Here is a 17,859-nt window from a genome sequence, read left to right on the forward strand (position 1 = left end):
TACACCTATTTCAGCAGGCCACGGACCGAATTTGCCGAGCCAGATTCCAGCGATACACTGAGTGTCTGTCTCACGTTATTCGAAATATGCCGGTAGAAAACCCCGACCAACCCCGTCAGATTCTTCGATATGACCGGGTTGCAGTCGTGGGGGCATCAACCTCTTACGAGAAAACTGCACACATCGTGTCGGCGTATCTCCAGCGGCACGGGTACGAACTCCGACCAATCAATCCGACTGCAGACGAGATTTTTGGCACTCAGGCGTTCGAGTCACTCGCCAGCGCTCCCGAGACAGTTGACATCGTGGATATCTTCCGGCCGAGCGAAAATGTATGACACAAATGCCAATTCGCGTACGAGTTGATATTTTTTGCCGAAGGCATCTTCGAAGGGTTATCGAGTCCGACTCTTCTACTTCCTCTTTGCCATCCTCTTGTACAATATCTGGCGACTCACTGATTTCCTGCTGAGAGTGAGACGACTGCGTCTGTGATAACCGCTGGTGAATGCGTTGAGCTGTTTCTTCGGCGCTACTTCACCCGACTAAGTGAATGAGCACGCTGGCTTGCCTCTCGTGGGCGGTGGCACTATCTACAGGTGGAATCTGTCGGCTGGGTTCTGACAATTATAATGAATTAACTGATTCGGACAGATTTTCTAGCTCACTTCCCGTAATCTTGCCTAATCACGGGGTAAATCAACGCTAAAATTGCCCATCCTCCGAAACTGTCGCTTCCGGTAGCTCAATTTTGAATATAGCGCCATGCGGTGTATTACTCTCGACTTCGACCGACCCGTCGTACCGTTCGACGAACGTTTCGACGAGGTAGAGACCGACGCCGACACCGGAGCTTTCTTGGGCCTTCTTCCCGCGGGTGAAAATCCGCTCGCGGTCCCCCGGAGGGATGCCTGGCCCGTTGTCGGAGACGGTTAGCACGTATCTGTCGCGGCCGTCCGCCCCCGTCTCGGGGGCCTTTCGGACGACGACTTCGACCTCGGGGTCGGGGTTGTCGTTGTGAGAGACGGCGTTCGTGAGGAGGTTGCGGACGACAGAAGCGACGAAACTGTCCGCTTCGACGAGCGCCTCGTCCGGGCAGTCGGTTCTGAACTCGACGTCCGGGAACTGCGCTTCGGCGTCTGCAACCTCGTTGTGTACGGTATCGACCAGCGAGACGGCGGTCAACTGCGGTTCGTCCTCGGTCAACGCTTCCAGCAAGTCGCCGACGGATTCGGTCAGTTCGACGATGTGTTCTGCGGCGCTCACGATTCGATTCACCGCCGTCTCGTTGGCGTCTGTCGCGTCCGAGTCGAGCGTTTGTGCCCACCCGAGGACGACCGCGGCGTCGTTTCGGATGTCGTGTCGAACCAGCCAGTTCAACATGGCGAGTTCCTGATTTTTGTTCTCCAGTTCGAGCGCGTTTCGCTTCCGGCCGATTGCGTACCGAACCGTCCGCGTGAGTACGCGGGGTGTGACGGTATCTTTGACGAGAAAATCTTGTGCGCCGCGTTCGACCGCCGTCGTTCCGGTGGTACCGTCGTCAACGCCGGTGAGGACGATAACCGCGGCCTCGGGCGCGTCGTCGAGAATCGCACTCACCGTGTCTAATCCCTTCGAATCTGGGAGGTTCAAATCGAGGAGCACGACGTCGAAATCGGCGACAATCTCCCGCGCGGATTCGAGCGTCCCGACGTGTTGCAGGCGGAACGGCGGGCCTTCGTCCGTCCCCGTCGCGGCGCTTTGCGGTTCGAGGAGCATCTTCTCGAAGAGTTTCGCGTCCGCCTCGTTGTCTTCGACGAGGAGCACGTCTATCGCATCTATCGTCTCTACCGTCGCCTGTGAGTCGTGTTCGGGCATGTTAGACACCGTGACGGTTGGGGAGCGCGGCCGCGTGCGCCCAAAAGTCGAACGTTCGTTCGAGCACCGACTGTAGCTCGGGATAGTGCATCGGCTTAATCAAGTACGCGTTCGCGTGCAACTCGTAGGCCCGCTGGATATCCGTCTGCGACTCCGACCCGCTCAGAACGATGACGGGAAGGCTCCGACTTGCGGGCATCGACCGTATCTGTTCGAGGAGTTCGTAGCCGTCAGAATCGGGGAGGTTGAGGTCTAAAAGCACGAAATCAGGGCGGTCGGCCGTTCCGAGATCGAGGTCGCCTCGGAGGTACGCGAGCGCGTCCGAAGCGCAGGAAACCGCGGTGACCGAGAGATTGCGGTCCGACCGGCCAACGACTTGTTTGACGAGTTCGACGTCCGCGGGGTTGTCCTCGACGTGGAGGACGACGAACGGCCGCGAATCTCCGGTGGAGTCAGCACGCATCGCCGTGGGCCTTTCTTGTACTGGCGGCGTCATGAAGATACCTCCGCCAACGGGAGCGAGAACTTGACTGCCGTGCCTCCGCCGGCCGCATCGTCGAGTCGGATGTCGCCGCCGTGGCGCTCGACGATGCGGCGACAGAGCGTTAAACCGATTCCCGTTCCACCGTCACCGACGCGCCCGTCGAGGCGCTCGAAGACGTCGAACGCGCGTTCTCGCATCGACTCTTCGATTCCGACGCCGTTATCTGCGACTGTCACTTCACACCGGCCGTCGTCTATCGTCGCTGAAATGGAGACTGTCGGCGTTTCGCTGTCGTTGTATTTGATGGCGTTGTCGAGGAGGTTCTGGAACAGTTGGACGAGAAGTCGCAAGTCGCCGACGACGGTGGGGAGGTCGTCTGTGGTCACCGACGCGCCCGCCTCCTCGATTCTAACGGTGAGATTGAGCATCGCAAGTTCGAGCGCCTCGTCGAGTTCGACGGTCGAATCAACGTTCGCGTGGGTTTCGACGCGTGAATACTGCAAGAGCGCGGTGACCATCTCCTGCATTCGTTCGGCGGCCTCGGTCGCGTACGACACGAATTCGACGGCGTCGCTTCCAAGCGCCGCTTCGATATCGTAGCTCGATTCGAGAAGCGAGAGGTAACTCGAAACCGTCCGAAGCGGCTCTTTCAGGTCGTGTGAGGCGATATAGGCGAACTGCTGGAGGTCTTCGTTTGACCGTTCCAACAACCGCCGCGCCTCGGTGAGTTCGCGCTTTCGTCGGGTGTTCTGTATCGCCGCCGTGACGGTCGTAGCGAGAATTTCGACGAGCGCCTTGTCTCGCTCGGAAAACGTGTTCGTCTCCGTCGCGGCGGTGATGAGGACGCCAAAATCGCCCAGCGGGGCGATGACCTCGGTCTCGATGGCCGTCTCCGGGTCGTACACGTCGGGGTTCGACCGGAGATTCGGATGCACCTGTACGGTCCCACTGTCGAACGCGTCCCAGACGACGCCGCGGGACCGGTCGAAGACGGGTGCGGGTCCGATAACCGACCTCACTTGCGGCGTTTCGGCGATTGGAATCAGCGTGTCGCTGTCGGCGTCGTAGCGCCACACGGCGGTCAATGGGAGACCGAACGCCTCGCTCGCAATCGCAACCGCTTCGTGCGCCGCGTCTTCGACGGTTTCGGCCTGCATCAGGTCGCTCGTCCGCGTCTGGAGCGTTTCGAGTGCCCGTTCATGCCGGACCTGTTGCGTCACGTCCCGCGTGCTCGTCGCGTAGCCACCGCCGACGGCGATTGGCTCGCCATTGCCGATCGATTCGACGAATCGCCACGTTCCGTCGGCGGCGAGCATCCGGTACCGAATGCGCTCTCGCGTCTTGGATGCGCGCGCTTTCTCGACCACGTCGAGCACCGAAGACACGTCGTCGGGATGGATGTACCGGCCTCCCTTCGTTCCGATTAGCTCCTCCGGTTCGTAGCCGAGGACCGATGTGACGGACTCGCTGACGAAGCGTATCGTCCCGTCGGCGTCGTAGATGATGACCACGTCGGTCACCGCTTCGAGTATCGCTTCAAGGCGGGCCGAGGTCCGTCGAAGCTCCGTTTCGACCGTCTGTAAGTCGGTGATGTCGGAGACGACGCCGCGCATCACGACCGGGTCGCCATCAGACCCGTGTTCGAGTTGCCCGCGGGCGAGGAGCCATCGCCACTCCTGTCCCGTCCACGCGCGGAATTCGATGCCGCCGCCGACGGTCCCGGTTTCGAGCGCGTTCGCAATTCGTTCGACCACCGGATTGACGTCCGCCGGATGAATCCGCTCTAAGAGGTCTTCGAGGTGTTCGGTGACGGTGAGATACGTCTTGTCGGACGGCGGGTCGTAGCCGAACACCGTCGCGGCGCTTCGGTGGACGACGAGTTCGTTCTCGACGAGGTCCCACTCCCAGATTCCTGTGCCGGTGCCGTCAACTGCGAGTTCGAGTCTGGTCTCCGCCGCGACCAACTGCTCGTCTCGCTTGACGCGCCAGAGCGCTTCTGCGACCGCGAGAGCGAGGAGTTCGAGCAACCGAACGTCCGTCTCGGAAAAGCCGGCTCGTTCGCGCGAAAACGCCGTGAAGACGCCTTGGTCGCCGAGCGGGACGACCACGCCGCTCCCGACGGGAAGTCCTCGAAGCGCGTCTATCTGCGTCGTGTCCGCGACGACCTGGGTCTCACCTGTCTCGAACGCGGTCCAAACGACCGAGTCGTCGCGGGGGTAGGCCGGTGGGTCGCCGCCGAATACGTCTACCACGCCCGCGGTGTAGGATATCGGCGCCAACGCACCGTCGTCGAGCAGGCGAACCGCGACCAGTTCGAGCCCGAATATCTGTCGAGCTTCGTCCACGGCGACGGACGCGACGGCTTCGACCGACAACTGACGAAACAGTCGGCGACTCGCGGCCAGTACGCCGAGGAGTTTCGACTCGCGCTCGGCGTCGAACCCCGCGGCGTCCACGTCGCTCACATCTCACCTCCGACGAGCTGTTCTTCGGGGTCGATATCGAGGTCGTCGCCGAGTTCTTCGAGGCGCTCTAGCGCGTCGCGGAACGCCGACGACGTCGCCGACTGGTATGACGCGCTGTTGGTGCTGACCGACTCGACACGAGCGGCGAGCGCGCGGTACTCGCGTTCGCGCTCTGAGAGGTCGCTCCGCGCGATAACCGACGCGACTGCCTCCCGGAGTTCGGCCGGCGAGATAGGTTTGACCAGATATTCGTCGATTGGAAGCGTCAAGACCGACGGGTCCGGCCGAAGCGACGTACAGATGATGATCGGACAGTCGATACCGAGGTCGGCCCGTCGGGTTGCGACCTCAGAGCCGCTGAGTCCGGGCATCCGTCTATCGACGATGGCGAGGTCGATAGTCTCGTCCAGCATCCGAAGCGCCTCGCGGCCGTCACCCGCGGTGACGACGTCGTAGCGGTCGTCGAGGACGGTCGCATAGAGGTCGGCCATGTTCTCGTCGTCGTCGGCGACGAGGATTCGAGTTGCACCGTCGTTTCCGAGGTACTCGTCGTCCCACGCCGTGAGTTCCTGTTGTAACTCGTTGAGAGCCACGCCGCTTTCGGTCAGCGCGTATTCGACGCGTAGCGGGTCCTCCGAGAGCACTCGCCGTCTGACGATGCCGTACTCCTGGAGCGCATCGAGGTCGTTGGCGAGCACCTTGTTCGAGATGGATTCGAGTTCTCGCTTGAGGTCACCGAACCCGAGTGCGCCCGAATCGGCGAGCGTGCTGACGATATGAGGCTTCCACTTCGCGGCGACGATGCTCGCCGCGACGGAGTTGGTGGTGGAGGACATATGTGTTGATTCGTAATCCGTTAAACAAGTAGATGTGCTGAAACGTATTGAACCTTGTACGTACCGATGGAATGAGGAGTTGTGATGCATCGAAAACAGAGAGAAGCGTCGAAACACCACGAATCAGCGCGCTTCGTCGGCCGAGTTCGTTTCGGCGTCGTCGGGTTCGTTCTCGTCCGACTGAGTCGCCTCACCGACTGACACCGTCTTTCCCCCGTCAGTCGGGACCGCAGATTCGGCCACTGGCGGTTCGTACGTGTACACCGAGCCAGCGTCGAGAACGGCGTACACGCTCGACTCGGGGTCGTAGACGACTCGCTTTCTGGAATCGATTGCGACATCGACGAGGTCCCCGAGGCTACTGACGAGGATTCGGTCGGCGGGGAGCGTTCCGAGCGTCCCGGTCGAAATCCACTCGCCGTACCGGTGTGTTCCCATCTCGGATTCGAGGTCCGAGAAGTCGTTCCTGCGGGCGACGAACGCGACGGCAACACCGGCGACGAGCAGGAGACTGCCGCCGGCGAGTTGGCCGCTGAAAGACGCCTCCCGCGGAACGGTGACGGTTCGTTCGACCGGCGTCGAGTGGGTCGTGGACGCGTTACGGGTATCGCCGAACTCGTAGCTATCCCCGGTGACGACGAGTGGCGTCATAACGGTCAGTTCGTCTGTGTAGCGGCCGGAGTCGATTGCCGATTCAGTGCGGACGAACACCTCGACGCGACCCGACGAACCGATTTCGGAGCGAACTTCGGCGAGTCGGTTCGTGCGGAACGCGGCGACGTCGAACGCCGTTTCGGTCGTGTAGGTGCCGTCAGTTACCTCCGCCGACTCGTCGGCGAGCACGTCGGTCTCCTCCCAGAACACCCGCTCGCCATCGACTGCGCGGACGACAAGTGAGATTCGCTGGTCGACCGTCACTGGGCGGTCCGATGGAACGGTCGTCGTCGCCGCGAGCGAGACGACAGGGGTTGCTTCGAGCAGGTACACCGGTGATTCTGTCAGCGTCGCGCCGTCTGCGAACAGCGTCGTATTGCCGGTGACGACGGCGCTCGTTCCGAGTGCGGTCTCGAACGTCTGGGCGTTGCTCGCCTCGACGACCGTCTGCGTCTGCGGTGGCGTCGCGTATGCGACGCCGACAGGCCCGAGGAGAACGAGACCGACGACGACGAGAACGATAGCGGCGGACGTGCCCTTCGTTGCGAGGAACCATCGGACTCGCGGCGGGAGCACCGACATCGCTACCGCACCTCGGTCGTGGGTGTCTCGGAGTAATTCATAGATAACAGAGTGTCTCGTTGGATGATAAACAGGAAATCACTCGGATGTTACCGAGCGCGTTACCCCGAGGTAACGGTCCCGAGACGCGGCCGAGCTAACGTGTCGAGAGAGTGGGGCTAACGCGTCGTGAAGTGCGAGTTCACTCCTCGTAGAGTGCTCGAACGTCCGCGTCGGAGAGTCGCCGGTCGTAGAGCCGAAGGTCGTCGATGTGGCCATCCCAGCGGTCGTTTTTCGAGCCTTGCCCGACGAGAATCCGGTCAGAACCGGTCGTCACACCGGTCGGGTAGTTCCCGAACGCGGGCGTTCCGCCGTCGTAGCCGAGAAAGAGCGCGGAAACCGGCTCGCCGTCTGCGTACAGTCGGAGCGGTTCGCCGCTTTCCCACGTCAACACGAGGTGTTGCCAGTCGGTCGTCTGGAGGAACCGTTCGCTTTCGAACTGGAGGACTGCGCCGCCGACGCGGACGCTCGCTTTGACGATGTTCCGCGGATAGAACACGCCGTTCGACCCCGCGAATGCACCGTCTCGGTCGTATCGCAGTCCGAGCACGTCGTCCCGCCCGTCGGGTCGCGCACCGAAGACGATGCCGCCGTCGTAGGAGGTCCGGTCGGATTTGACCCACACCGAGAGGGTGAACGCGTCGAGACCGTTGAGCGCGCCGTCTCGACGTTCGAGGTAGCCGTTGCCGCGGAGTTCGACCGCGGAGCCGATTCGGCCGCTGGACACGCGGACGTTTCCGGAGGCAGTCAGGTCGCGGCCGCCGATGACGTCCGGCGAGCGACCGCGCGAAATCGTGTCGAACGGCCAGCGAGCGATGAGACCGTCGATTCCGGTTCGTTCGACGGGGACCGACCGCGAGAGCCGTGCAGTCGTTCCATCGACGGTCGCCTCGACGACGAACGAGAGGACGCCGCCGACAGCGGGACTCGATTGTTCGACGGTGGCGTCAACGACGACCCGTTCGCCGCTCGTCAGCATCGTCGAAACCGACGGACCGGTTTCCGTGTCTGTCGTGAGGGACACGCCAGGGGTCGAAACCGAGACGGTCGCCGTAATCGTCCGGCCGAAACGGTTTCGAACCGACACCAATTCCGACCGACGGCCGGGCGACAGCTTCTCTACGGCGTCGATTTCGAGCAGTCCGTCGTCGTCGGTTGCGATGGGGAGACTGGAGCCGCGTGAGATGGCGGCCGTCGTGTACGCGTCCGAGCCATTCGGCCCGGCGAGTCCAACCCCGAGCAGTCCCGCGCCGGCGGCGAGGAACGCACGTCGGGAGAGACCTGAGTCGCCGCGACGAGCGGAGTTACGGTGTGTTCGTCGGGAACTCATTGGAGCCACCGTTCGAGTATCCGGTTACCGGTCGTCCGCGGCAGTCGGAGCGGTAGCGAGCTATCGAACAACAACCAGTAGGCGACGGCGAAGGGCGCAAGCCCCGCACCGACCGAGACGACCGCCGCGACGACGGGGTGTACTCGGTGGAGCGTCACGAGCATCGATTCCGGAAGCGTCGCCGGGTAGGGGTACACGGCGAGGGACACCGCGACGGTCCCCGGCGCGTCCGGGGTCCGGACTGCGAACGGGACCTCGTAGGTCTGCCCCGTTACCACCGGTACCGTCGCCCCGATGACCGGCACGCGAACTGTCTGCCGCGATGTTTCGACCACGAACGGGTTCAGCGCCGAGGCGGGAACGGTCGCGTCTTCGACGCCGACGACGCGCCCGCCCTCGCTCTCGACGATGAGCGTTGCAATCGGGGATTGGACGACCGAGACCGAGAGGTCGGAAACGACATCGCTGGCGACCGGAAGCGAGTTTCCGACGCCCGTCTCGGTGACGACGGACGAGACGTCGTACGTGACCGCGCCAGTGGCGACGAACACGGCCGCGACGACGAACGTCGTCAGCATGACGGGCCACACGACCTGGCCGGAGCGAAGCACGTCCCGGCGCGGACGGTCACGGCGGGTCAGTACCTCCCACGAGAGCGCGACGGCGGCGAGTCCGCCGAGCAGGACGAGCAGGTACGACTGGACGAAGCCCGCGGCGAAACCGAGACCGGGGATGACGAGCGGCCGTCCTCGGGGTTCGAAGACGACGCCGACGATATCGGCATCGGTGACGAGCGGTTGGCCGACGGCCTGGTCGGTCGAGGGGTTTGCGTCCCCGCGGGTGACGTAGCCATCGGATTCGACAGCGACGACGCGGTGGGTGACGAGCGTGCCCGATTGGGGGGTTCGGTAGGTGATGATGTCACCGACGACGACGTCGGTCGCGGAGACGAGAATGAAGCCGTCGTCAACGGTGAGCGTCGGTTCCATGCTGTCGGAGTAGACGTATCCAAAACTAACTGGCCCCAATGCAGGGAGCGCGACGACGACGAGTGCCGCGATGGCGAACGCAGGGAGGAGTTTCCGGAGCATGAGTGTATGGGTTGTGAGTATGAAAATACGGTTACAATCGGTGCGCGAGTGACTTCAGCGGTGATTTACGCGGCATTGTCGTCAACGGTGAACGACAGGGTGCCGGATAGGTCGTCACCGCTCCCGAGCACCTCTGAGACGCCGTGTCCGGTGTCAACCGTAACGACCACGTAGAACGTCTCACCAGCGCCGGCGCTGAAGGACTGCGCGTCGGTCTCCTCGGAGAGGGTTGCGACCGCGTCGCCGTCGGCGTCGAAGACGACAAACTCGACGTTATCGTCGTCGTTCGAGTCGGTCTGGGTGGCGACGTACTGGACGGAGACGTCGTGTGCTTCGCCGTCGTTGTTGGTCACCGTGAAGGCGTGCTCGTCTTTCGAGTCATTCGCGTCGCCGAGGACGAACTCGGCGTCAACGTTCGCACCGGTTGCGGTTCCCTGCGCGAAGTCGATTGCGAGTTGTTCGTCGTTGTAGTAGACGAGTGGGCCGGAGGTGCCGTCGGTGAGCGCGAGCAGACCGTTCTGGTCGGCCACGACGTCGATGTTCGCGGAGCGGTCCACGCTCGCCGCGGTGAATGCACTCGTGCTGAGCGATGCGGCGGTGATGACGAGAATCAACGCAACGGTTACCGTTGTGAATAGCCGGGACATTACAATATTCAGGAAGTCCTGACAGTATATGAACAACGAGTAACCACGAGGTCGAACTGCTGGTTACCTCACTGTAACCTCGGGTCGAAACGAGCGGGAAAACGAGACGACGGCGCTACTGTCCCGGCTTGCTAATTCGCTGTGCCGACGAGAACCGGGATAGCGAACTCGGATAAACCTGCCGTGACTGCAATATTGCCCGTGAAGACGAGGTCCCACCACGGCGCCCCGATGCCTTCAAAGCCGATGCCGACGGCGGGTGGTGCGCCGCTTTGTGCTCTGTGGTGCGCCGACTGGCCGTCGCTCCGCTCCGCCTCCCGCGGGATACTTATGCGCCGTCCTCCGTCTCGACTGAGCGACCGACCGTCGAACCGGCCTCGTTGCCAGCGATAGTATTGTCAGACTGCGCGTCAGAGACCGCTTCATCCTCCGGTGTGTGTTCACTCGGCGGCCCTCCAACCGAGTCGTCGTGTTTCGCCCACGCGAACCGGCCGGTTCGGTATAGAATGTAGCTAAACACGGCGAATGCGGCGAGTTCGATGACGTAGAGTTCGACGAGTTCGAACGCCGTGAGCTGGCCGATAAGCTCGGTTTGTGTCAGGCTCAACACCGCGAACGCGACGACGAGCGTGAGCGCTGGCATCGTGACGAGAACGAGTGCGAAGAGCAGTGCCCATCGCCGGTCGCCGTCGGCCGACTGTCGGCTCATCGACTCACCTCGGTGGGCCGCACGGTCGACCGTGACTGTACTGTTCAGATGGACCGTAGCTTGCGTCCATGTCTACCCATATTCCCACAGAAGCATAAAGAACCGCATTATCTTACCAATATGGTCAAATAACTCTGGTAGGATACCAATATGTGATTATTTTGGTCGAGTTCGTCCGTCAGCGGGATGCAGTACGTCCCGGAGTGCTGGCTGGAGCCGATTTAGCCGCGGGGGTCTCGACGATGCGCAGGGGTAGCTCTCGCAACGGCGGCGACAGCGCTCGTCCGAACGCTGTTGACGACTCTCGCGTCGTTTAGCGTCTACAGCTCGGTCTCGCAGTCGTCTGGCTCGTCTTCCGCGCCCTCGACGTCGCGGTCACCGAAGCCGCGGTCGGCGCGGGCGTGACGACCGCGCTGTCCCTCATCGTCGTGAGTCGGACCGTCGGCTTCGGCTCAGCGATCGAATTCGAGACGAACGGCGACCGGACAGGGGGTGCGACACGTTCCAGTTCTCATGCACACTCGGACAACTAGAATAATTTAGATAGTGCTGATAACTCAGCCATTTCAAGTAATCCAAATAATCTAACGAACCCAGTCAATTCAACGTACGCAGATGGTACGGACGCTGTAGCCGACACGAACGTCGTACCCAACACGGACGACGTAGCCGATGCCGACCACGTGGACTCCCGAACGAGGGGGCAACGACGGAGTTCTACCTCGCCGATTCGGCCGCTCACGGCATCAAAAACGTCGTCTCCGTTCTCGCTGTCCTTCGTGGCGGAGACAACGCCGGGTGTGAATAGCCGTGAGCCGGTCCGTACCGCACGTCCCCGCCGACAGCCCGGCCGTGACGGCGACGGTCCACCTGCTCGCACCATTCGTGTTGACGTTCGTGCTGTTCACGCTCTTTCACGGAACGTCATCGGTCGGCGGTGGGTTCCAAGGCGGCGTCGTCACGGCCGTTTCGGCTGTCGGTCCGAATCGGATTCAGACTGGTTCAGTGCGACGCGACCGAGTTCAACCCGTCTGGATTCCGGCTTCTCGAATCTAACGACGAAGACGGAGCCACGAGGCGCGTTGTCTTCGACCCACACGTCGCCGCCGTAACCGCTGACGATCGTATCGACGAGATAGAGGCCGAGCCCCGTCCCCGGACTTTCGAAACCCTTCTCTCCGCGTCCGAACACTTCGTGTTTACGGTCGTCGGGGATTCCAGGACCGTTGTCCGCGATTTTGACGAGTACGTCGTCCTGACGCGATTCGACTGAGATACGCACGGTCGGTTCGGGAGTGTCGTTGTGGCGAATTGCGTTGGTGAGCAGGTTCCGGAAGACGGTTCCGAGCATGTCGTCGGCGAGAACCGTCGCGTCGGGTCGCTCGTCTGGAAGTTTGACAGTCGCATTCGGGTTCCCATCGCGCACCTCAGTCGCTTCGTCCCAGAGTACCCCATCGATCGACGTTGCCCGCGAGGTCTCTTCGTCTTCGAGCATCGTCTTCATCAGATTTCGAACCGTCTCCGTCAGTTCGGCCGTGTGCTCGCTGTTCCGAATAATCGTCTCCAGTCGCGTACGCGCTCGCTCGTCGTCTACCATCTCCTCGACGAGGCGCGCGTTGCCGAGGACGACGGCCGTATCGTTTCGAATGTCGTGTCGAACAATTTGATTGAGCAGTCTGAGTTTCTCGTTTTGGTCGAGGACCACCTGTTTTTGTCGGTGGAGTTCCGTGACGTCTCGAAGGACGATGACCCAGCCGACGACCTGATTTTGCCGGACGAGCCGTTGAGACCGCACGCTGAGGAACATCGGCACGTCGTCGTTGTCCACGCGGACGCTGTCGTTGTGCGGCGTCCTCGGGTCGAGCATCGGGGAGACGTCCGTCACGAAGTCGCCAACTTCCGAACCGAACCGGTCGAGAAAGTCGGCTCCTCGGTCGTTGACGTGGACGATTCGCTCGTTGGGACCGAGAACGAGGACGCTGTCGGGTGACGCCTCCATCGCGGTGGTGTACGCGAGCGGTGGCAGTTCGAGGAACCGGTATCTGAAGATTGCGATGCCGATAGCTAACGCCGTGACTGCCGCGGACGTCGGCACGAGATTGACGCCCTCGGGGTTGAACGGCGGCACGCCGAGCGACGAACAGAACGCGAACACGAACGGTGCCGCGATACCGATGCTGACCAACACGGCCTGCTGGATGTACGACCGGCCCAGTCGGAACGCCTCGTAGAGGATAATTCCAACCGCCGCGATGGAGAGAATCGCGTTGTAGAGGAGTTGTAGCACGACATGTGCCGGGCCGACAGTGACCCGGAGGATGACCAACCCGTCCGCAGTGGTGACGACGTTCGTAGATTGAATCGTGAGGCCGCCCGGATTCGTGAATAACAGGACTAAGAAGACGAACGGCAGGCTCAGAAGAACTGCGAGCAGTCGCGGCCGTATCTTACGAACGCGGTCCGTGTGCACGAGAACGAAGAGAAACACGAGCGGACCGAGCGGTGCGACGCCGAGATACAACGCCCGGTAGAACGCGAGCTTCACCGCCGGGTCTGTGTGGAGGAGTTTGAGCGCCGAAAACCCCGTCCAGAGTACGAGTCCGATGTCCACCGCGAAAAATGCCGAGAGAACTGGTGACCGACCGTTGGTTCGGATGTGGTGGAGACTGTAGACACCCAACAGTATCGAGACGACCATCGCAAAGAGCGTCGGGAGCGCTAAAGCCGTGTATTGCCAACTCATATATCAGACGTCCTAATAGACGGGAGCGAAGGCATGAATGGGTGTTTTGAGCGGATTCTGATGCATAAAAATACCTGTTCAGCACGCAGTCGTCCCCGAACTCCTGCGGAGAAAGTACCTCAATCATACTCCCGACTGACAAATATTGCCGGGGAGAGTATTCGAACCGCCACCACACACTAGGAGTCCGGACTTCGGCTAGAGCTAACTCTACCGTCGTTGTGTGACCTTATCTCGGGCCATCATCACGTCGTGGATTTCCTATCAGTTGTCCGTCGCCCACTCATTTGCGTCCGGTTGTGAGTGAGATTGTGGTCGATTGTCGTTCTCACACTGAGTATCGTCCGTAGAATCCGACTCACTCCGGACTACGCTGGTTTTGTGTCCGTGTTTTCTGGAAGTATGAGACAAAAGATTCACAATTTGATATTTTTAATTAGCTCGTTGTCCGAGACAGACAATGAGGATTAGCGAATTTGGGCTCGGATAAGAGACTGAACGAATATATTGTATAACGCTATATTAAATACTTCTCGCAGAGGACTCAGAGTTTCGGAGAATGGGCAGTTTTGGCGTTACCTCTCCGCCATATTCGGCAAGATTACGGGAAGAGTGGGCTAGAAATCTTGTCTGAGTTAGTTAATTATTCGTGATCGTCAGAAATAGACCGAAAAATCCCGCCCAGAGATAGTGCCACCGCTCACGAGGGGCAAGCCGGAGTGCCCATTCACTTAGTCCGTCGAGCGCTTGATGCGGCCGTGCGAGCGCTTAACCAACAAAAGACGGTTACACACTGTCTCTGTTTCAGGAAGGTTCCTCTGAGAGAAAAGAATGAGATTGTCACGAATCTCGTACCGTATTCAGCACGACCAACGAACGACCAGTGACTGGAGATTCGAACGGAGTCGAACACCACTATCATTCCGAGATATTCCACCCCACGAAACCAGAGCCACGAATACGACGGTTCGTTGTGTGTTTACGAGAGATGGTCGAGCAGTGCGTCGGTCACCGCTTCACGCTCGTGGTGCACCCAATGCGAAGTGTCGGGGAACATTCGTAGCTGACTATCGTCGCAGTAGTCAGCGCTCTGTTCTGCCATCGAGGGAACGAGCGCGATGTCGTCTTCGCCCCAACAGATGAGGGTCGGTTGAGAAACGGTGTCGCGCGGTGGGTTTTCCGACCGTCGGAATCCACGATACCAGTTTACCCTCGGACCGACGCCGGTGTGACGCCAGGCCGCCAGGTAACGACGGATGGTTTCGTCGTCGAACGTTCCGGGGTTCGACGTCACTTCGAGCGAAGCGACCATGTTATCCATCCCATTTCGGCTCAACAGCCATTCGGGAAGTTTCGGCACCTGATAGAACCAGACGTACCAGCTCCGGACAATCTGTTGAAGACTGGACCGCACGGTCTGTCGGTACACAGTCGGATGGGGAACGTTACAGATACTGAGCCGATCGACGATAGACGGGTAACGGAGCGCCACGTGCCACGCGACGAAACCGCCGAAGTCGTGTCCGACAACGTGCGCCGAATCCCGTCCTTCACCGTGTATCAATGCGCGTACGTCGTCGGCTAACCTTGACGCCCGATAGGAGTCGATGCCTTCGGGAGCATCGCTCAGGTTGCAACCCCGCTGGTCAGGGACGATTACGCGGAAGCCGGCTTCGACGAGCGGAAGTATCTGTGCGCGCCACCCGTACCAAAAATCGGGATGCCCGTGTAGTAAAACGACGAGTGGAGCGTCGGGGTTACCCGCGGTCACGACGTGTAACGTGACGCCGTTGACGTCGCGGTAGGACGACTCAAGCCGCTGGTCGGCAAGTAGCGATGCATCAGTTTTCGGGGCAGTCGTTGTCTCTGTCATCGGTATCGGACTGACTCGGTAACCGGGTTCAGCAGTTGTATCGCGTACATGGAACGGAAGCGTGAGTGAGTGAGAATAACCGCCGCAACTGGATGTGGATACTGCCGCAGGTGTGGGGTCGTTTTTAACTCACACGACCCGGAGGGGAGACTACGTCGGTAAAGAGTCATCCTGCGTGTATTTGAAAGCGACCGCGTCAGCGGACGATTTCGCTGAACACACGCCGTTCGATCTTTCGAAGATGTTCGCTTACAGTCGTTGGAGTAATTCCGAATATCTCGGCGACGTCTTCGAGTGCCGCTTGGCGAGGAACGTCGTAATACCCCAACTCAACTGCCGCCTCTAGCACTTCTTCTTGCCGAGCGGTGAGCATTCTCCCGAACGATGATTCGTCCGGCTCGAAGTCACCCATCTCGAGAAGCTCGAACGAAACCGAATCCACTTCGACAATCTCGTCGAACAGTGTTTCGAACGCTTCGTCGGTCCCTAAGCACGTTATCTTCAGTTCTCCGTCAGACGTGAAGTGAATCGGTGTCTCAAGTATCAGGTGAGACTCTCGTTGTAGTTTCAGTGTTCGGCGAGGGACTTCCGTCGGTTCAAATTGACTCACGGCCATCCAGCGGTCGTCACCGGAGACGAGATAGTCGATGACGTGCGGAGAATCGTCCATAATCTCGTTATAGCGCTTTTGACTGCCGCTTGCCTCGGCGAACAGCAACACGGTATCATCAGAGAGCAGTTCGACGTGATGGATGGCTCTCCGTTCGATAGACGGTTCAGCTGTCAACTGTCCCCCGAGCGGATGGAATGCACCAGACCCGCTTGGTTTGGCCAGAACCGTGAGGTATCGCATATAACGGCTTGGGTTGCGTTGGTTTAAATCATCGCGGGTGACCGACATCATCGGTTGCTGAAGTCTGAAAGCAAGCAAGGGTTCCGGCTAGCCAAACCGTTATTCATCGCAATCGCAGAAGCCGGGTATGAAACTCTCCATCGTTGACTTGTCTCCGGTGCCCAACGGCGGAACCGCAACGGAAGCCTACGAGAATACGGTCGAGGCCGCAACGCAAGCCGAGAAACTCGGGTACACACGGTTCTGGGTGGCGGAACACCACGGGATGGCGAATACCATCGCGGGGACGACACCCGAGGTGTTGCTCGGTCGCCTCGCCGGTGAAACGGATTCGATTCGACTCGGGTCGGGTGCGGTGCTTCTCAACCACTACAGTCCGTTCAAAGTCGCGGAGGCGTTTGGCACGCTGGATGGGCTCGCACCGGGGCGTATCGACGCTGGACTTGGCCGAGCAAACGGCTCGCCGGCGGCAGACCGAGCACTCGGCACGGAGCGACACGTCCAGAACCCCGACGAAGACCACACGGAAAAGATCGAAGCCGTCGTCAACCACCTCTACGACGACTACCCCGAGTCGCATCCGTACGACGGCCTCTCGATTCCCCGGTCGGGCCGTCAACTACCGACGCCGTGGGTTCTCGGGTCAAGTCCGTCGAGTGCGGCGATTGCAGGCGAACTCGGGTTACGGTACTGTTTCGCGGCATTCATCCGCCCGCAGTTCGCTACTCACGCCTTCGAGGAATACCGCGAGCGATTCCAAGCCTCGCAGTTGGCCGGAAGCGTCGAAGAACCAGAAGGGATCGTCGCGGTGAACGCGGTCTGTGCCGAAACCGACAAAAAAGCGGCCCGACTGCGAGCGGTGGCAGAAGCGTCGTACAAACGGATGCAACGCGGACGCGTCGGAACGAAACCATCTGTAGAGGCGGCCATCGACGAACTCGGCGGTGTCCCCGAACCGACGCCCGCCACGCTCGACGACGACGAGTGGCCGCGGGCACTGTCAGGAAGCCCGGATACGCTTGCAAGTCTCTTCGAACAACTCGCCGACCGCGTCGGCGTGAACGAGGTGATGGTCCAGCATATCGTGCCAACCCACGACGACGGTCTCCGGTCGCACGAGCTACTAGCCGACGGTATCGGTCTTACATCCCGATAGGCTCTCGTCTCGGTTCTATGTTCGATGTTTGAGGGGAGTCACGTTGGTTTTGAAATTTCAGCACGTGACGTCCGACCTACGGACCGACTCACATCCGGAATCAGCGATAATCGCCGATACAGATGTCGTTTTAGTTAGTAGTGTGATTTCGATTATGAAGGTGCTGTTCCAGGTCCGTGATGACAGCTTCTTCGGTGGCGATTCCTCGACGCGAAAATCGGACGTCAATGTTAGGGAGGCGTCGGTGGAGAACGACCGAGTCACCAGTCACGCTGAAGCCCTCAAATTGCGACCACGGTATGATTCGACGAGAGGCAAGCCACTTTGACTCGTTACGCAGTTCGAGACCCGCCGGTGTGACACGATAGGTGCGTTCGGACACGAAAGCGGACACTCCGACTACAGATACGAATCCAATAGCCGACGTAATCACACCCCAAGAACCCAGCTGCCAGATACTCAGTCCGATGAGAACGACGACAGTGATGAGCGTGCTGACCACGAGCTTGAATCGGTCTCGACGCGACCACCCAGCAGTCC

14 protein-coding genes and 3 pseudogenes are annotated in these 17,859 nt (G+C 60.5%); 5 read left to right on the top strand and 12 right to left on the bottom strand.

The genetic code is table 11. The features are described from left to right. Positions 1-86: 86 nt before the first annotated feature. A pseudogene (locus C440_RS05795) lies at positions 87-335 on the top strand (CoA-binding protein); the annotation flags it as partial. Between the two features lie 34 nt (positions 336-369). Beyond that, positions 370-557 (top strand): annotated as a pseudogene (locus C440_RS18020) (hypothetical protein); the annotation flags it as partial. A gap of 148 nt (positions 558-705) precedes the next feature. On the opposite strand, the gene C440_RS05800 reads toward C440_RS18020, so the two are convergent. From C440_RS05800 to C440_RS05840, 9 genes are all read right to left on the bottom strand, one after another. Then, positions 706-1,857 carry a hybrid sensor histidine kinase/response regulator gene (locus C440_RS05800; RefSeq protein WP_008319199.1) on the bottom strand — a complete coding sequence of 384 codons (1,152 nt, stop codon included), beginning with the start codon at positions 1,855-1,857 and terminating at the stop codon, positions 706-708. A 1-nt stretch (position 1,858) separates the two neighbouring features. Beyond that, entirely contained in the window at positions 1,859-2,353 is a 495-nt protein-coding gene (locus C440_RS05805; protein WP_083893993.1) for a response regulator, read from the bottom strand. Then, positions 2,350-4,806, bottom strand: coding sequence for an ATP-binding protein (locus tag C440_RS05810; protein ID WP_008319202.1), 2,457 nt, complete (start codon positions 4,804-4,806; stop codon positions 2,350-2,352). Before C440_RS05810 ends, C440_RS05805 begins: the two co-directional genes overlap by 4 nt. Next, positions 4,803-5,642: a winged helix-turn-helix transcriptional regulator gene (locus tag C440_RS05815; protein WP_008319204.1), complete on the bottom strand. Its 840-nt coding sequence runs from the start codon at positions 5,640-5,642 to the stop codon at positions 4,803-4,805. Before C440_RS05815 ends, C440_RS05810 begins: the two co-directional genes overlap by 4 nt. Positions 5,643-5,765: 123 nt before the next feature. Next, the gene (locus tag C440_RS05820) at positions 5,766-6,878 is read right to left on the bottom strand and encodes a DUF5305 family protein (RefSeq protein WP_008319206.1); all 1,113 of its coding nucleotides are present in this window, start codon (positions 6,876-6,878) and stop codon (positions 5,766-5,768) included. Positions 6,879-7,059: 181 nt separating this feature from the next. Beyond that, positions 7,060-8,247, bottom strand: a complete 1,188-nt coding sequence (locus C440_RS05825; protein ID WP_008319209.1) for a LamG domain-containing protein — start codon at positions 8,245-8,247, stop codon at positions 7,060-7,062. Next, the gene (locus C440_RS05830; RefSeq protein ID WP_008319211.1) at positions 8,244-9,338 is read right to left on the bottom strand and encodes a signal peptidase I; all 1,095 of its coding nucleotides are present in this window, start codon (positions 9,336-9,338) and stop codon (positions 8,244-8,246) included. Before C440_RS05830 ends, C440_RS05825 begins: the two co-directional genes overlap by 4 nt. Before the next feature lie 65 nt (positions 9,339-9,403). Next, complete coding sequence (locus C440_RS05835; RefSeq protein ID WP_049915408.1) at positions 9,404-9,985, bottom strand: hypothetical protein; 582 nt, start codon at positions 9,983-9,985, stop codon at positions 9,404-9,406. Positions 9,986-10,313: 328 nt separating this feature from the next. Next, on the bottom strand, positions 10,314-10,694 hold the full coding sequence (locus tag C440_RS05840; protein ID WP_008319215.1) for a hypothetical protein: 381 nt from the start codon (positions 10,692-10,694) through the stop codon (positions 10,314-10,316). A 338-nt stretch (positions 10,695-11,032) separates the two neighbouring features. On the opposite strand from C440_RS05840, the pseudogene C440_RS18215 reads away from it, so the two are divergent. Further along, positions 11,033-11,227: pseudogene (locus C440_RS18215) on the top strand (hydrogenase subunit MbhD domain-containing protein); the annotation flags it as partial. A gap of 319 nt (positions 11,228-11,546) precedes the next feature. Next, on the top strand, positions 11,547-11,750 hold the full coding sequence (locus tag C440_RS18185; protein ID WP_008319217.1) for an MnhB domain-containing protein: 204 nt from the start codon (positions 11,547-11,549) through the stop codon (positions 11,748-11,750). On the opposite strand, the gene C440_RS05845 is transcribed toward C440_RS18185, so the two are convergent. The 3 genes from C440_RS05845 to C440_RS05855 form a co-directional block, all read right to left on the bottom strand. Then, positions 11,653-13,437: a histidine kinase N-terminal 7TM domain-containing protein gene (locus tag C440_RS05845; protein ID WP_083893996.1), complete on the bottom strand. Its 1,785-nt coding sequence runs from the start codon at positions 13,435-13,437 to the stop codon at positions 11,653-11,655. The genes C440_RS18185 and C440_RS05845 overlap by 98 nt on opposite strands. Positions 13,438-14,416: 979 nt before the next feature. Next, positions 14,417-15,310, bottom strand: a complete 894-nt coding sequence (locus C440_RS05850) for an alpha/beta fold hydrolase (RefSeq protein ID WP_008319221.1) — start codon at positions 15,308-15,310, stop codon at positions 14,417-14,419. 196 nt (positions 15,311-15,506) lie between these two features. Beyond that, on the bottom strand, positions 15,507-16,163 hold the full coding sequence (locus tag C440_RS05855; protein ID WP_008319223.1) for a helix-turn-helix domain-containing protein: 657 nt from the start codon (positions 16,161-16,163) through the stop codon (positions 15,507-15,509). Positions 16,164-16,290: 127 nt separating this feature from the next. Between C440_RS05855 and C440_RS05860 the strand changes: the two genes are divergently transcribed. Further along, the gene (locus tag C440_RS05860; protein ID WP_008319226.1) at positions 16,291-17,319 is read left to right on the top strand and encodes an LLM class flavin-dependent oxidoreductase; all 1,029 of its coding nucleotides are present in this window, start codon (positions 16,291-16,293) and stop codon (positions 17,317-17,319) included. The last annotated feature ends 540 nt before the right edge of the window (positions 17,320-17,859 follow it).

The organism is Haloferax mucosum ATCC BAA-1512 (assembly GCF_000337815.1).
GTDB classification, from domain to species: domain Archaea; phylum Halobacteriota; class Halobacteria; order Halobacteriales; family Haloferacaceae; genus Haloferax; species Haloferax mucosum.

Excerpts from the sequence above, each read along its gene's own strand:
- C440_RS05860 (WP_008319226.1), top strand. The coding sequence starts at position 16,291 with ATGAAACTCTCCATCGTTGACTTGTCTCCGGTGCCCAACGGCGGAACC.
- C440_RS05820 (WP_008319206.1), bottom strand. The coding sequence starts at position 6,878 with ATGTCGGTGCTCCCGCCGCGAGTCCGATGGTTCCTCGCAACGAAGGGC.
- C440_RS05815 (WP_008319204.1), bottom strand. The coding sequence starts at position 5,642 with ATGTCCTCCACCACCAACTCCGTCGCGGCGAGCATCGTCGCCGCGAAG.
- C440_RS05845 (WP_083893996.1), bottom strand. The coding sequence starts at position 13,437 with ATGAGTTGGCAATACACGGCTTTAGCGCTCCCGACGCTCTTTGCGATG.
- C440_RS05805 (WP_083893993.1), bottom strand. The coding sequence starts at position 2,353 with ATGACGCCGCCAGTACAAGAAAGGCCCACGGCGATGCGTGCTGACTCC.
- C440_RS05850 (WP_008319221.1), bottom strand. The coding sequence starts at position 15,310 with ATGACAGAGACAACGACTGCCCCGAAAACTGATGCATCGCTACTTGCC.
- C440_RS05840 (WP_008319215.1), bottom strand. The coding sequence starts at position 10,694 with ATGAGCCGACAGTCGGCCGACGGCGACCGGCGATGGGCACTGCTCTTC.
- C440_RS05835 (WP_049915408.1), bottom strand. The coding sequence starts at position 9,985 with ATGTCCCGGCTATTCACAACGGTAACCGTTGCGTTGATTCTCGTCATC.
- C440_RS05830 (WP_008319211.1), bottom strand. The coding sequence starts at position 9,338 with ATGCTCCGGAAACTCCTCCCTGCGTTCGCCATCGCGGCACTCGTCGTC.
- C440_RS05800 (WP_008319199.1), bottom strand. The coding sequence starts at position 1,857 with ATGCCCGAACACGACTCACAGGCGACGGTAGAGACGATAGATGCGATA.
- C440_RS05855 (WP_008319223.1), bottom strand. The coding sequence starts at position 16,163 with ATGCGATACCTCACGGTTCTGGCCAAACCAAGCGGGTCTGGTGCATTC.
- C440_RS05825 (WP_008319209.1), bottom strand. The coding sequence starts at position 8,247 with ATGAGTTCCCGACGAACACACCGTAACTCCGCTCGTCGCGGCGACTCA.